This window comes from Limnothrix sp. HT2024 (genome assembly GCF_059138625.1).
The window spans coordinates 426,422-440,263 of sequence record NZ_CM181121.1; the positions used below are offsets into that span (position 1 = coordinate 426,422).

A 13,842-nucleotide genomic window follows, 5' to 3' on the forward strand; every position below is an offset into this window, starting at 1 on the left:
AAAATCAGATCCGAAACCCAACCCCAAAGTACTGCCCCAGAAACAAAACAGGCTAAACCCAAAGGGCTGAAGAAGGGCTACAGGGTCGATCGCTTGTCCAGCAGCCAGTAGGTATTCATTTCACCACGACCTTTGATGTGAATTGAACCCCGTTCTTCAAAGTGATAGCGATCTTTCAGCCGTTCATAGGTAGAGTCGGTGACTTGAATCGAGCCAGGAACCCCATGGGACTCCATCCGCGAAGCAATATTAACCGCATCGCCCCATAGATCGTAGATGAACTTTTTCGTGCCAATCACACCGGCAATCACAGGGCCCGTGTTGATGCCAATCCGGATTTCCAACCGTTCACCCAAGGGCCCCAGTGCATGGGCCATGCTCGATCGCATTTCCAAGGCCATATCCGCCACGGATTCCGCATGGTTTGCCTGGGGAACCGGCACGCCCCCCACCACCATGTAGGCATCCCCGATCGTCTTGATTTTTTCGAGATGGTGCTTTTCTGCGAGCCGATCAAAGGTGGAGAAAACTTGGTTTAAGCAATTAATTAATTCCAAAGGCTCCAGTTGAGCTGCCAGGGTGGTGAAGCCCACAATATCGGCAAACAGAATCGTTGCTTCCTCAAATTGTTCCGCTGGTGATTCGTTGGAATCCTTGAGCTGATCGGCCACCCGACTGGGCAAAATATTCAGCAATAATAATTCCGATCGCTCCTTTTCCTTGCGCAGTTCAGCGGTACGCCGTTCCACCCGCTGCTCCAATTCTTCAAAGGACTGCTGAAGTTGGGTGGCCATGCTGTTGAAAGCATCCGCCAGGCGATCGACTTCAATGATCGGGCTGCTGGCAACGGTTTGCTCTAAATTGCCCTTAGCCATCTTTCCCGAAGCTTGGGCAATTCGGCAAATGGGCTGGGTAATCCAGCGGGCCGTTAAAATTCCAATTGGAACCGAAACTAAAAGCGCCAAAAAGCAAAGGGCGATCGTGTTTCTGGTGTTTTCATTAATTTTGGCCATGAAATCCGATTCGGGAACCACCACCACAATCAGCCAATTCAAGCCATAGGCATCCTTGAAGGGCGAAATTTGCAGGAATTGACGTTCATTATTCAGCCAAAATTCAAACTGATGATCGCGATGAATATTGGAGAGTTGATCAAATTGACCGTATAGGAATTCAGCGCTCGATCGCAAAAGCTGATTATTACTTTGGAGCGCATGAACCCGTTGTAGTTCTTTTTTGGCTTTCTGGGATTGTTCAACCCAAAGGGGTTGATTTTTCAAGGAAGTGGCCACCAGTTCGCCGCTGGGTTCAACAATAAAAACCTGACCCGTTTTACCAACTTGCAAAGTCTGCAAAAAACCGCGAATCTGATCCGTGCCAAATTGACTGGTTAAGATACCCGCAGGCTGCCCATTGCGATCGTAAATGGGCAGGCTGGCATTAATCTGCAACAGGGGATTTCCGAAGTTGAGATAAATTTTGCTCCAGGTGGGTTTCCCAGCCTTGAAAGCCACTTCGTAAAAGGGGCGTTTGCGCACATCATAGTTAGGCACGCTTTTGGCTAACTTAGCTCGTTGTCCTTTGTCGTCAATTTCGTAATAGTTTAAGTTGCCGCCACCGGGAATGAGTTGCTCAGCAATTTGGGGCGTTTCGGTTGCGGACAGGCGATTGATCCAACCCACTCGCAAATATTGTCCCTGTTGATTGGCAAACCCCACATAGCCAATATTTTTGTAGGTGATGGTTTGTCGCCAAAAATAAGTTCTTGCTTCGGCAATTTTTTGCAGATCAATAATGCCCAGTTCGATCGCGTCGCGATTAACCTGATTCACCAACTGGGGAGTTTCCACATACGATCGCACCCGATCGCTCACCCTGGCAGTCACTTCATTGCGCAATTGACTGGCTAAATCTCGTACTGCTTCTTGGCCGCTCCGAAACGACAGCCAACCCACCAACCCCACGGCGGTTACTAATTCGACTAAAAAGGGCAAAACCAGGGTGGTACGGAGACGAAACTTGCGGCGCACGGGTAAGGGTAGGGACTGAGATGAAACTTGTGTCAGTGGAATTTCTGAGCTGACCATAGGAACTGATTCGCGATCGCCAGGATGGCTTTGGTGTTCAAAGCTCAAAGTTGCGGAATTCGGATCTGTGGCCCAGGACGGGAACGAAACTGCCACAGGAAAGATTGCGTCTTCGCTTTACGGTAATCCAAGTTCCTGGAAATGGCGAAAGATTCCGTCTATCAAGGGGGCCATGCTGAAGGAATCAATCCAGCGAATTCCTGTGGCCATCAGTTCAATTCGATTGTGTCAAGAAATATTAATACTGGGTGCGTTTTGATACCTGAAAAAATTCTTGATTACTGAATTACTGACCCATGATTGCAACCAGCGAACCATAATTGAGTAATGATTGGTTTATTCATTAGGCTATTTCTTCATTTGATCAGTAACTTGATTCAGTAAAATGAATCGACAAGAATTGAAGCAAAAATTAATTACTAAATTAGTAGTCAAATTAATAGTCAAATTAGTAGTTAAATTGGGCAATAAAGATACTCAGCGGGAGTTATTCGGCAAGCGCTCTTTGAGTATTTAAAGATGGAAACCAACTAATCATGAACCAACAAGTGAATTAGATCGTTTCGCGAGAGACCGGCGCTGCTGATACACTAAAGCCTGGATTTTGCACAAAAATGTGAGGCGATCGGGAATCGATGTTAGCCCGAGTATGGAGTGCGGCCTTGGTGGGCATCGACCCGGTGAAGGTGGGGGTGGAGGTGGATGTCTCCAATGGGATGCCGGGAATTGCGATCGTGGGGCTACCGGATACGGCGGTGCAAGAATCTCGCGAACGGGTGAAAGCGGCTCTGAAAAATGCCGGATTTGCCTATCCCATGCGCAAAATCGTGGTGAATTTGGCTCCGGCCGATTTACGGAAAGAGGGGCCGAGTTTTGACCTGGCGATCGGGGTGGGAATTTTGGCCGCCTCTGGACAAGTGAGCGCGGCCCTGCTGGGGGATCACTTGTTTGTGGGAGAAGTGGCGCTGGATGGAGCCTTGCGGCCAGTGACGGGCGTGTTAGCGATCGCGGCGGCGGCGGCTCAATTGGGCATTGTGGGCTTGGTGTTACCGGCGGCCAATGCGGACGAAGCGGCGATCGTGCGGGAGTTGCAGGTTTACGGGTTTGAGCATTTGTCGGAGGTGGCGCGGTTTTTGAACCAACCGCAAACGATCGCGCCGCATCAACCGCCCCAAGAAGGGCGATCGCCCGATCCCTTGGCGTTGTTGGACTTGGCCGATGTGAAGGGCCAAACTCAGGCCCGGCGAGCGTTGGAAATTGCCGCCGCTGGTGGCCATAATTTGATTTTTGTGGGGCCGCCGGGGAGTGGCAAAACCATGCTGGCTCAGCGGCTGCCGGGTATCTTGCCCCGGTTGACCTTTGCGGAGGCCCTGGAGGTGACGCGAATTCATTCGGTGGCTGGCTTGCTGAAGGAGCGGGGAACCTTGGTGCGCGATCGCCCCTTTCGCAGTCCGCACCATTCCGCCTCTGGCCCCTCGCTGGTGGGTGGTGGCAGCTTTCCGCGACCGGGAGAAATTTCCCTGTCCCATCGAGGGGTGTTGTTTTTGGATGAGCTAACGGAATTTAAACGGGACGTGCTGGAGTTTTTGCGCCAACCCCTCGAAGAAGGCTGCGTGACCATTTCCCGGGCCCGGCAAACGGTGCGATTTCCGGCGCGGTTTACCCTGGTGGCCAGCACCAACCCTTGTCCCTGTGGCTATTATGGCGATTCGGTGCAGGCCTGTACCTGCTCGCCCATGCAGCGTCAACGCTATTGGGCCAAGCTGTCGGGGCCGCTGATGGATCGGATTGATTTGCAGGTGGTGGTGAATCGGCTGCAACCGGAGGAGGTGACCCGATCGAGCGGTGGGGAACCCTCGGCGGCCGTGCGCGATCGGGTGTTGGCGGCGCGGCAGGTGGCCCAGTCTCGCTTTGCCCAAGAGGAATCGCAATCGCCCGTGCAATGCAATGCGGAAATGCAAAGCCGCCAGATTCGCCGCTGGTGTGCCCTGACGGATCAGACCCGATCGCTATTGGAAAACGCAATTCGACGGTTAGGATTATCGGCAAGGGCGACTGATCGGATCCTGAAAGTGGCCCGAACGATCGCGGATTTAGAACAAAGCGAGACAATTGAACCGGGCCACGTGGCTGAAGCGGTGCAATATCGCATTGTCGATCGAATGCAATAGATAGGTCTCACAGGTCTAACAATGAAGCTTTTGGTTTTGGCTTCCCATCCGGTGCAATATCACGCTCCGGTATTTCGGTGCATGGCCCAAGAATTGGCCGCCAGAGGTGATGAATTGTTGGTGGTTTATCTCTCGGATTTTTCAATTCAAGGCTATCGCGATCGGGAGTTTGGCCAAAGTATTGCTTGGGATGAACCCCTACTCAATGGCTATCGATCGGTCGTTTTGAATCCCAACCAAACAAAGCAACCCAAGGGTTTTTGGAGTTTGCGAGCCACCGGTTTTCCGGCCCTATTGCGCCAAGAAAAACCCGATCGCCTGCTGATTCACAGCTTGATTTATAAGGGAGCTGTCACCGCTGCCATTTCCGCCAAATTTCGGAAAATTCCTTGCAGCTTGCGGGTGGAAACCAATGATCAGGCAGTGCCACGCCAGGGCTGGAAAAGCCTCGTGCGATCGCTGGTTTATCGGTTGCTGTATGGGTTGTTTGATTCGGCCGTGGCGATCGGCTCCCTGAACCGCGAGCACCTGATTCGTCACGGAATTCCCGCCCGCCGAATTGCCATGGCTTACTACTGCGTGCCCGATCGGTTCGCAGATTTATCTCCTGAAAAAAAACAAACGATTCGGGCCAAAACCCGTGCCGCCCTTTGGCTCAATCCCGAGCGAACCGTTTTGCTCTTTAGCGGTAAATTAATTCCCAAAAAAAATCCCGGTTTAATTCTCCAGGCGATCGCCCAGTTACCCCCGGCCTTGCAAGCCCAATTAGCGGTTCTGTATCTGGGCGCTGGGGAATTGCAACCACAACTGGAAGCCCAGGCGGAAACCATGCCGGACTTGGCGGTCAAGTTTTTAGGGTTTCGGAATCAGCAGGAATTACCCCCCTTTTACTTAGCGGCAGATGTGCTAATTTTGCCCTCCAATCGGGCAGGAGAAACCTGGGGATTGGTGATTAATGAAGGTTTGCAAGCGGGCTTACCCTTCATTGCCACGGAAGCGGTGGGTTCTACGGTGGATTTTGGTGAATTACCCGCAGTGCAAACAATCCCGATCGGGGACGCAACGGCCCTGGCAACCGCGATTCAACAGGTGATGGGTATCGATCGACAGTTCGATCGATACGCCACCACCATGGAGCACTTTTCAACGGAAACCGCTGCTCGGGTCATTGTGGAATCTTTGGCAAATTTCCAGGCAAATTCCTGATCAGATCCCACTGAATTCTCAATCTGTCGAAACAGCCCCTCAAACCGTCGCGAGTTGGTGGTGCTTCTGTTGCATAAACTGGATCATTTTTTGATCTTCGCCCTTGATGTGGTGGCGCAACCAATCGGCTAAGAAATTCATCAAATTCTGAATAGCACCGGTTTCACCCGTTTGAAACTGCTGCATCAGTTTAGTCACTTTCTGAATTAGGCGATCATGGCAATGCTTGTGGCGATCGAGTCCCGGGTAAGCATGGTGTTGCATGAGTGATTCTTCATGCTGAAAATGGGCGATCGTGTGTTCAGCCAACTGTTCCAGCATCATTGCCAGCTTGTCCATCGATTCCTGACGATCGATGGCACTCTGCAATTCATTCACTAATTCAAAAATGTCTTGGTGCTCCTGATCCACTCGATCGTCACCAATACAGAAATGATCGCTCCACTCGACTTTAGTCATCGTAGTAATTATTCCAGGCAGCAAAACAGCAAAAATCACCCTTGCCCAACGCAGATTGCCGCCATATCTCACAACAATCCAAAGATTCATCGAGAATCAATCATCAGCCCATGTTCACCCATCATCGCAATGGGTAATCGCGAGTTTTCAGTTTTTCCAGTTCGCAGCAGCCCAAGCAAGCCGGAAGTTAATTACACCTCTGGCTCTCTCGAAAACTGGATAGAGACTTCACCCAGAAAAACAGAATGATTGGCGATCAAGTTCACAAACTTTGGTCAATTACCCTCAGTTCATGAACAAGCATGGACGAATTGAATGAATTCATTCAATTGAATCCAAGAAATCTTAGATGAATTGTTGAGTCAGGTTAGATATTTAGGGGCACTACGCAGGACTAATGAAGCCTGACTAGAATTTCTCAAAATTTCTAATCATCCAATTATTCAATCATTGATTGTTGAAATATTGGGCAATTGAAGCCTTGAGAGATTGAAGGATTCATTAGTGTTCGGGCATCTAGAAATGGTCGGTTTGAGTTTCGACCATCGGGCGATCGGGCCAGGGATGGGGTACGCGATGGCCATGCAGAACAAAGTCTTGGGCCAAGGCTCCCCGGGCGATCGGGAGTTGGCAGCGATTCGATCGGTTGAATTCTCCAGCCAGTTTGATCAACTCAGCCGGTTTCATCAACTTTGATCGGTGTCACTGCCCACGACAGTCACTAGTTTTAGCGGAATGGTGGCCCGATCGCAATCATTTTTGACTTTGATGTTGTTTTAAAACATTCTTTGAAAAAAAGGTGTTTAAAGCATCTGAAATAACCTGATGATTCATCCCGAATTGGTGCTGATTGAACTCATGATTCATCGGTCAGTTCATTACATGGGTTCCTTAGCGAAAGCTTTCGGGGTTAATCAGCCATTGGCGTGATGTTCAACCCATTTCTGACGGAAATTTGTTTTTGGGCGATCGCCTCACTAGGATCTGGTGCAGGTGGTCGCATCGGCTGCTGGATCTCAGCCTGACCTGCCTGGCTGACTGAACCCATTGGTGTCTGGCATGAAAACTTGTCCCGTTTCCCCCGCTCCGGCCCGTACCGGTGCGAAGTCGATCGCAGAAATTGCCCCGGATCTTTTGCAGCAACTGAATCACGGCACGCTGGAGGCTGTGACCCTTGCGGAAGTGCTGGCGATCGACCATGGGCAACTGCTCCGGGCGATCGCCCCCGACTTGGGAACACCGATTTTGGAACAGGTGAGCGCCCATGGCAGCTTGAAAATTAAGGCTCGGATGCAAATCGTGGGGCAACTGCTGCTCGATCGGTATGGCTTGACCGGTTCGGAACGCTTTGCCACCCACCGCAGCGACACGGCCCGCAGTTGGGCTGCGATGATGGTGGGCTTGGCTCCGGGGCTGTCGTTTCCCGATCGCCTGGCCCAAATCGCCAACTTAGCGGACGATCCCAACGCCAACGTGCGGGAGTGGGCTTGGATGGCGTTGCGGCCCCATGTGGCCCATCAGTTGGAACTGGCGATCGCTCAGTTAATTCCCTGGACGCTGCACCCATCGCCAAATTTGCGCCGGTTTGCCACGGAGTTAACCCGGCCGCGGGGCGTGTGGTGTGCGCATATCCAAGCCCTGAAGCGCGAGCCATCTTTGGGGTTGCCGTTGTTGGAACCCCTGCGGGCGGATCCTGCGCGTTATGTGCAAAACAGCGTCGCCAATTGGCTGAACGATGCGGCCAAATCACAGCCACAGTTCGTTTGGGACTGTTGCCAGCGTTGGCAGCGGGAATCTACCACCCGAGCCACGGCCTATATCTGTCGGCGGGCCCTGCGCGGTTTGCTCGATCGCGGTGGGCAGGACGATCGAACGTTGGCCGATCGCGCCAGTTAGGAATCGGGTTGGCGAGCGTTGCGGGACGGGATCGAGAATCAAAATCCAGCGCTACGATACAAGGCAGATCCACTCGCAAACTTCCCGATCGCACCCATGCACCTCACTTGGTTTGATAGCAATAGCTGGTTGATTGAACTGGCGGGCAAGCGAATTTTGCTTGATCCCTGGTTTGTGGGGCCGCTGATGTTTGGGAATGCCGCTTGGTTTTTTAAGGCCACCCATCCCAACCCCCGGCCAATCCCCGCCAATTTGGATTTGGTTTTGCTGTCCCAAGGGCTGGAAGATCATGCCCATCGCCCCACCCTGGAACAGATCGATCGCGCCGTGCCGGTGTTGGGATCGCCCAGCGCGGCCAAGGTTGCCGAACAGTTGGGTTTCCAAACGGCGATCGCCCTCGATCATGGCCAAACTTGGACGCTGGATCAACAGGTCACGATCCGCGCCACCACCGGCTCCCCCACGGGGCCCAAAACCCTAGAAAACGGCTATATTCTGCGGGCGATCGCGGGGCCCGAAACCGGCGAAAGTCTGTACTATGAACCCCACGGTTATCACCCGGCGGAGTTGAGCGAGTTGGGGCCGGTGGATGTAACCCTTTGCCCGCTGATGGATCTGTCGATCGGGGGATTCTTGCCGATTATTCAGGGAACCAACAGCGCCTTGAAACTGGCAACCCTGTTGCGGCCCCAAGTGATGTTGCCCACGGCGGCGGCGGGCGATGTGCAATACGAAGGCCTGCTGGTGTCCCTGTTGCGGGCGAAGGGCAATGCCGCAGAACTGCAAACCCAATTGCAAAGAGCAGGATTGGCAGCCCAAATCCTGGAACCCAAACCGGGCGATCGCCTGGCCATACCTCTCAAGAAGACTTCAGCAATCGCCTAGGGAGTCGCCGCACCAGGCCTAGCCATCGGGAGAACTGGGAACGACCCTTTCTCCCGGGCAATGGCAACAACACCAGCCCGATCGCCACCATGGGCGACACCACCGGTAACCACCAGGCCGCCCAAAAAAAGCTAATCATCCCGATCGCTCCCACCATCAGCGAGCCAAAAGCCCAAACCCAGAGCCGATCGTACCAACGAGGCTGCGGGGATCGTGCCTGCCAAACCGCCAACAGCCCTGCTCCCAAAACGGCCCAGAGCAAAATCCACAACGCCTTCTGCGGCCAGGCGATCGCCTGAAGCAAGGGGCGATTGTCCAGCACCGCGCTAATCAGTTGACTGATGCCGTGAGCCTGAATCTCCAAGCCCGGAATCTCCTGCCCACCCGGCAGTTTCCACCGATCCTCAGAGCTGGCTTGGATATTGCCAATTAGAACGATCGGGTTGGGTTGACCAGTCCAAGGAATTCGATCGGTACTTTGCAACACCTCCCGCAGCGGCAAACGAACCCAATCCGCCCGCCGAGGAGCCAACAGCAGTTGATTAGCTTGGTCATCAAACCACCCATACCCCCCTGCTCCGGCGGTGATTTGGGGAATCGTGACGGAACCATACCGCCAGCGATCGCCAACGGTCAAACTTGCCACGCCCCGTTGCTTGAGGTACTCATCCACCACCAGGCCGCTCAATCCATAGGTAGTGTGACAAGTTTGGCTAGACTTGGGAGCCGCCATGGCCAAGAGCTGCCGTCGCACCACCCCTTCTGAATCGTCGGCTTGGTCAGAAAAACCCACCCGATCGCGCTTCAAGCCCACTGGGGCCGGAATTTCCACAACAGACTCTGTTGGATCGGCTAATTTGCACAGACCTATCACCCGAGGATTCGACCAAAGGCGCTTTTGCCAAGCGGATGTCAGCGGCCAGGGGTAATAAATATCCACCCCGATGACTCTGGGTTTCAGAGTAGTCAGCCGCTCCTGAAGCTTGGCCAAGGCCTCCGGAGCCACGGAATTTAACCCGCCATCGGCCGTTGGAATTCGTTGCCAACCTTGACGATCTTGATAAGCCACGTCATTTTCATCAATCGTCACCAGCAAAATGCGTTGATCTTGTAATTCCAACGGCCGCCGCTGCACCATTGCGTCATAAACCCAAAACTCCGGGGTCTGGATCATGCCGCCTAGGCCAATGGTGATCCCCGTGGCCAAAAGTGCCTGCACACCCAGTTGCAATGATTTCGGACTAATTTTCAGGCTAATTTTCGAGCTAATTTGCTGATTGTTTTCTGGACTCAGTGCCTGATTTGATTCCTGATTTGATTCCTGATTTAATTTCTGATTTGATTCCTGATCTAATTCCTGGCTTGATTTCTGACTGATTTCTTGACCGGCTTCCTGACTAAATTTCTGGATTGGATCCTGCCTCAGTGCCCGATCGCTGCCGGGCCGAGCTGCACTGGGGCCAACGGGTTCAATCCAGCTTTGGAAATCAGCTTCCGAGTGGGCGCGATCGGGCCAAGTGGGCAAATCTAACAGGGGATGGTGAAACACCAGCGGCAACCAATCGGCCCTGGGAAATTCGGCGCTGGAGCGTTGGAGCGATCGACGGGCTTCGTACAGAGATAGGGGCAGCGACCGCGATTGGGCGTAGTGAGTTAGAAAATCCTTGAGGAAATGTTGAGCGACCAGATCGGGCACCGAAGCCCGCATCACAATGGCGGCCGGTAGGTGCGATCGGTGCAGTGCTTCCGCCAAGTCCACACTGTGGCAACAGTTAAAAATCGCCAGTTGCAAACCCTGTTGAACCGCGCCTTCAAGGGCATGGCTGAAGTTTTCTACGGAAATGTTGTTCTGAAAGTTAAGGCCAATCTGACTCGATCGGCTTTTGGTTTCGGGATAGCCATGGCCCGCAAAGACCAGCACTTGCGGTTGTTGATCTCGCAGCGCATCAAAAAACTGTTCAGGAGTCGGCGCGTCCAGCAACTGCACATCCGCCAACCCCTCGTTGCTCAATTGTTGAAGAGCCTGATAATCGGGATCCAGGTTTAAATCCACCCGATCGCCCAAAACCGCCAAAATCCGAACCACAACTCCGGGGGTCGATCTCACCTGAATCGGTGGTGTCTTGCCACTGGTTGAACAACAGCCCCAGGCAAACCGGTGACCTTTCAAGGGCTTCCATTCGTCCCAAGGCAACCTTTGCACATGGCGATCGTCCGTGGCGATCGACAGCCACAAATCATCACTGGGATGGCTAAATCGCAGAATTTCATGGGTCATTTCCCGAAAGCTTTCCCCCCCCAACCAGTTGTTAAACAGGGTTTGCAGGCGATCGGCCGCGATTTGGCACTGTTGACGATGCAGAGGAAGGGGCAACTGTCGCTGAACGCCCTTCACCTTAATTCGCAAGTTGGGATAACTCGCCCACAAGTCCCAAAATTCCGTGGCCACCTGGGCCAATTCCGGCGCAGGCGGCAGGCGAGTATCGCAAGTTTGTTGGTGATAGGGACTGCGCCACAAGTCCAAACGGGCTAACAGTCCCTCCGTTGCCAGGCAACCATGAAGCGAGAGTTTTACCCGAAAGGTCATTGAGCGGGATGGGTCGCAGGGTTAAGCGGGATTTCTTTAGTATCTGCGAAAGCTAGGGCCTGTCGTCATTTTCTAGGATCAGTCGGAAACGATTGATTTTCCATGTCCCAGTCGTTGTAACAAGGGGCTTAAGCCCCTTGTCCCCCACGATCTGCCAACAGCGGAATCAGGGTTTCAGGCGATTTTACGACATGCCCTAGAAGCTGCGAAAGCTTCTCTAAAACCCCGCAATTGCCTCCATCAGCTCAATTCAGCCCTCTATTCATCATTAACCGTAATCCTAGGGAGGCGATGCTTAAAGCCGCAAAGGATTTCCCAAGAAATGGTTCCCAGGCGATCGGCCCAATCTTCTGCCCGAATTTGCTGGCCGGCATCCTCTCCCAACAGGGTGACCACCTCACCCGGCATCAGATCGCCGGGGAAGTCCGTCACATCCAACATCAACTGATCCATGGTGATTGACCCAATCTGCGGAACCGATCGCCCACGAATCAAAACCTGCATTTGGTTAGACAGGTTGCGCGGCACGCCATCGGCATAGCCAATTCCGACCACGGCCACCCGGGTGGGCCGCTGGGCCACGTAACGATGGCCATAGCTCACCCCCTCGCCGGGTTCGATCGTCTTGAGCTGGGTGATGCGGGCGCGGATGCTCATGACCGGTTGCAGGGGCAAGATACCGGCTAGGTGTGGCGCGGGGGCCAGACCATAAAGCGCCAGGCCAGCCCGCACCCGATCGAAGTGGTAAGCCTGATCGGCCAACAGGGCGGCGGAATTGGCCATGTGAATTTTGGGCAGGGTCAGGCCGCTCGATCGGGCCCGTTGGGAAAAATCCTGCAAAAATTCCTGAAATCGCTGATATTGCAGCCGCATCACCGTGGGATCCGGTTCATCGGCCGTGGCGAAGTGGGAATACAGACTGGCCAGGTGCAGGGAGGGGGCTTGGGCAACCCATTGGGCCCAGTCCGCAGCTTCCGTCCAGCGGGTTCCCAGCCGGGCCATGCCGGTGTCGATGTTGAGGTGTACCGGCAGCGATCGCCCTAAGGATTTCAGCACCTCCGCAAAGGTAAAACTCTGTTGCAGGGTGCAGAGGGTGGGTTGCAGTTTCCAATGCAGCAGCGCCTTGATCTGATCAGCGGTGTGAGCTGCGCCTAACACCAAAATGGGTGCATCAATGTTGGCTTCTCGGAGTTGGCCACCTTCCTCGATTGTGGCCACCGCCAGCCATTGGGCCCCCGCCGCCAGGGACGATCGGGCAATGGTGGCCGCCCCGTGGCCATAGGCATCGGCCTTGACCACCGCCAACAATTCCACCCGATCGCCCACCCAGGTTTTCAGGTGGCGCACATTGTGGCGCAGGGCCGCCAGGTCAATTTCCACCCAGGCCCGCTCGCGCTGCAACCAAGTCAGGGACGGCTGTTGCTGCACTAACATGTTCGATTGTCTCCTTCACACCACTGTGGGGCCGTTGGCCCGTTGGATCGATCGCCGCCATCCGGTTTCGGCAATTCCGGCAACTCTCGATCGCCCCAACCATAGCGCACCCATCCCGCAAACTCACCGCTGTTGCAGAGTGGAACTGGCCGAATAGCTCGCTTCTGGATGGCCGGTTGGGCAGGGCCCATCCCGCTCCCAATCATCCAGTTCCAAGCTCACCAGAATTCCTGAATCGCAATTCCCCAAACCATCCGCAACATCAGCGATAGAATAGGGTCATCAAAAATGAAAGCACTGTGAAAATCAGCACTAATTCTCGCTGATTCCGTTTGTTTTCGCCTTGTTTTCGCCGTTTCCCGCCGCCGTTACGAGATCCCGTGAACTTGTCTGATCCTTCTGCCCTCACCCCGGCCCAGTCCGAGGCTCAACCCGATCGCCCCTCAGCGGCCCAATCGCCCGCCACCAGCGCCCGCAGTAGTTTCCTCAGCGCCTTTGCCTCCACCTTCATCGCCATCTTTTTGGCGGAATTTGGGGACAAAACGCAAGTGGCTGTTCTGCTGATGGCCGCCGAGTCCCATCAACCTTGGGTGGTGTTTTTGGGGGCCACGATCGCCCTGATTTCCACCAGTTTGGTCGGTGTGCTGTTGGGCCAGCTCTTGGCCCGTTGGGTATCGATCAAAACCTTGGAAACCATCGTGGGCGCGATTTTGTTGATGGTATCCGTCTCCCTGTTGTGGGAAGCCATGGTTGGAGGATAGGCAATGAACTGGCAATTACTAGGTCTGAGTTTTATCACCGTGTTTTTGGCGGAATTGGGCGACAAGAGCCAACTGGCGGCGATCGCCCTCAGCGGTGGTTCCCGATCGCCCCGCGCCATATTTGCGGGCACGGCGGCCGCCCTGGTGTTCGCCAGCCTGATTGGGGTTGTGATTGGCGAGGGCACGGCCCAACTGTTGCCCACCCGCTTGGTGAAGGCCGCCGCCGCGATCGGGTTTGCAGTCATGGGTTTGCGACTGCTGTGGCCCGCAGCGGATTTTCCTCCGGATTACGAGGCTCCCGAAACAGATTAAGCGGGCGATCGGCCGCCTGCACAAACACTCAAATCCCTAACACT

The 13,842-nt window shown here is 54.1% G+C and carries 11 protein-coding genes; 6 read left to right on the forward strand and 5 right to left on the reverse strand.

Annotated elements, in window-relative coordinates:
* Positions 1-77: 77 nt before the first annotated feature.
* Positions 78-2,183 carry an adenylate/guanylate cyclase domain-containing protein gene (locus AC2IAX_RS01800; protein WP_494389064.1) on the reverse strand — a complete coding sequence of 702 codons (2,106 nt, stop codon included), beginning with the start codon at positions 2,181-2,183 and terminating at the stop codon, positions 78-80.
* Positions 2,184-2,722: 539 nt separating this feature from the next.
* On the opposite strand from AC2IAX_RS01800, the gene AC2IAX_RS01805 reads away from it, so the two are divergent.
* Positions 2,723-4,258, forward strand: coding sequence for a YifB family Mg chelatase-like AAA ATPase (locus tag AC2IAX_RS01805; RefSeq protein ID WP_494389065.1), 1,536 nt, complete (start codon positions 2,723-2,725; stop codon positions 4,256-4,258).
* 21 nt (positions 4,259-4,279) lie between these two features.
* Complete coding sequence (locus tag AC2IAX_RS01810) at positions 4,280-5,464, forward strand: glycosyltransferase family 4 protein (RefSeq protein WP_494389066.1); 1,185 nt, start codon at positions 4,280-4,282, stop codon at positions 5,462-5,464.
* A gap of 39 nt (positions 5,465-5,503) precedes the next feature.
* Here the strand turns inward: AC2IAX_RS01810 and AC2IAX_RS01815 are convergent, their stop codons facing one another.
* Positions 5,504-5,923: a bacteriohemerythrin gene (locus AC2IAX_RS01815; protein ID WP_494389067.1), complete on the reverse strand. Its 420-nt coding sequence runs from the start codon at positions 5,921-5,923 to the stop codon at positions 5,504-5,506.
* 516 nt (positions 5,924-6,439) lie between these two features.
* Positions 6,440-6,610: a hypothetical protein gene (locus AC2IAX_RS01820; protein ID WP_494389068.1), complete on the reverse strand. Its 171-nt coding sequence runs from the start codon at positions 6,608-6,610 to the stop codon at positions 6,440-6,442.
* Positions 6,611-6,982: 372 nt separating this feature from the next.
* On the opposite strand from AC2IAX_RS01820, the gene AC2IAX_RS01825 reads away from it, so the two are divergent.
* Positions 6,983-7,819: a DNA alkylation repair protein gene (locus AC2IAX_RS01825; protein ID WP_494389069.1), complete on the forward strand. Its 837-nt coding sequence runs from the start codon at positions 6,983-6,985 to the stop codon at positions 7,817-7,819.
* Positions 7,820-7,915: 96 nt separating this feature from the next.
* Positions 7,916-8,704 (forward strand): MBL fold metallo-hydrolase, encoded by a 789-nt coding sequence (locus AC2IAX_RS01830; protein WP_494389070.1) that lies wholly within the window; start codon positions 7,916-7,918, stop codon positions 8,702-8,704.
* Here the strand turns inward: AC2IAX_RS01830 and AC2IAX_RS01835 are convergent.
* Both AC2IAX_RS01835 and alr read right to left on the reverse strand, forming a co-directional pair.
* Positions 8,679-11,291, reverse strand: a complete 2,613-nt coding sequence (locus AC2IAX_RS01835) for a CHASE2 domain-containing protein (RefSeq protein ID WP_494389071.1) — start codon at positions 11,289-11,291, stop codon at positions 8,679-8,681. The genes AC2IAX_RS01830 and AC2IAX_RS01835 overlap by 26 nt on opposite strands.
* 258 nt (positions 11,292-11,549) lie before the next feature.
* On the reverse strand, positions 11,550-12,725 hold the full coding sequence (gene alr / locus AC2IAX_RS01840) for an alanine racemase (protein ID WP_494389072.1): 1,176 nt from the start codon (positions 12,723-12,725) through the stop codon (positions 11,550-11,552).
* A gap of 380 nt (positions 12,726-13,105) precedes the next feature.
* On the opposite strand from alr, the gene AC2IAX_RS01845 reads away from it, so the two are divergent.
* Positions 13,106-13,486, forward strand: coding sequence for a TMEM165/GDT1 family protein (locus AC2IAX_RS01845; RefSeq protein WP_494389073.1), 381 nt, complete (start codon positions 13,106-13,108; stop codon positions 13,484-13,486).
* Between the two features lie 3 nt (positions 13,487-13,489).
* Positions 13,490-13,798, forward strand: a complete 309-nt coding sequence (locus AC2IAX_RS01850) for a TMEM165/GDT1 family protein (protein ID WP_494389074.1) — start codon at positions 13,490-13,492, stop codon at positions 13,796-13,798.
* The last annotated feature ends 44 nt before the right edge of the window (positions 13,799-13,842 follow it).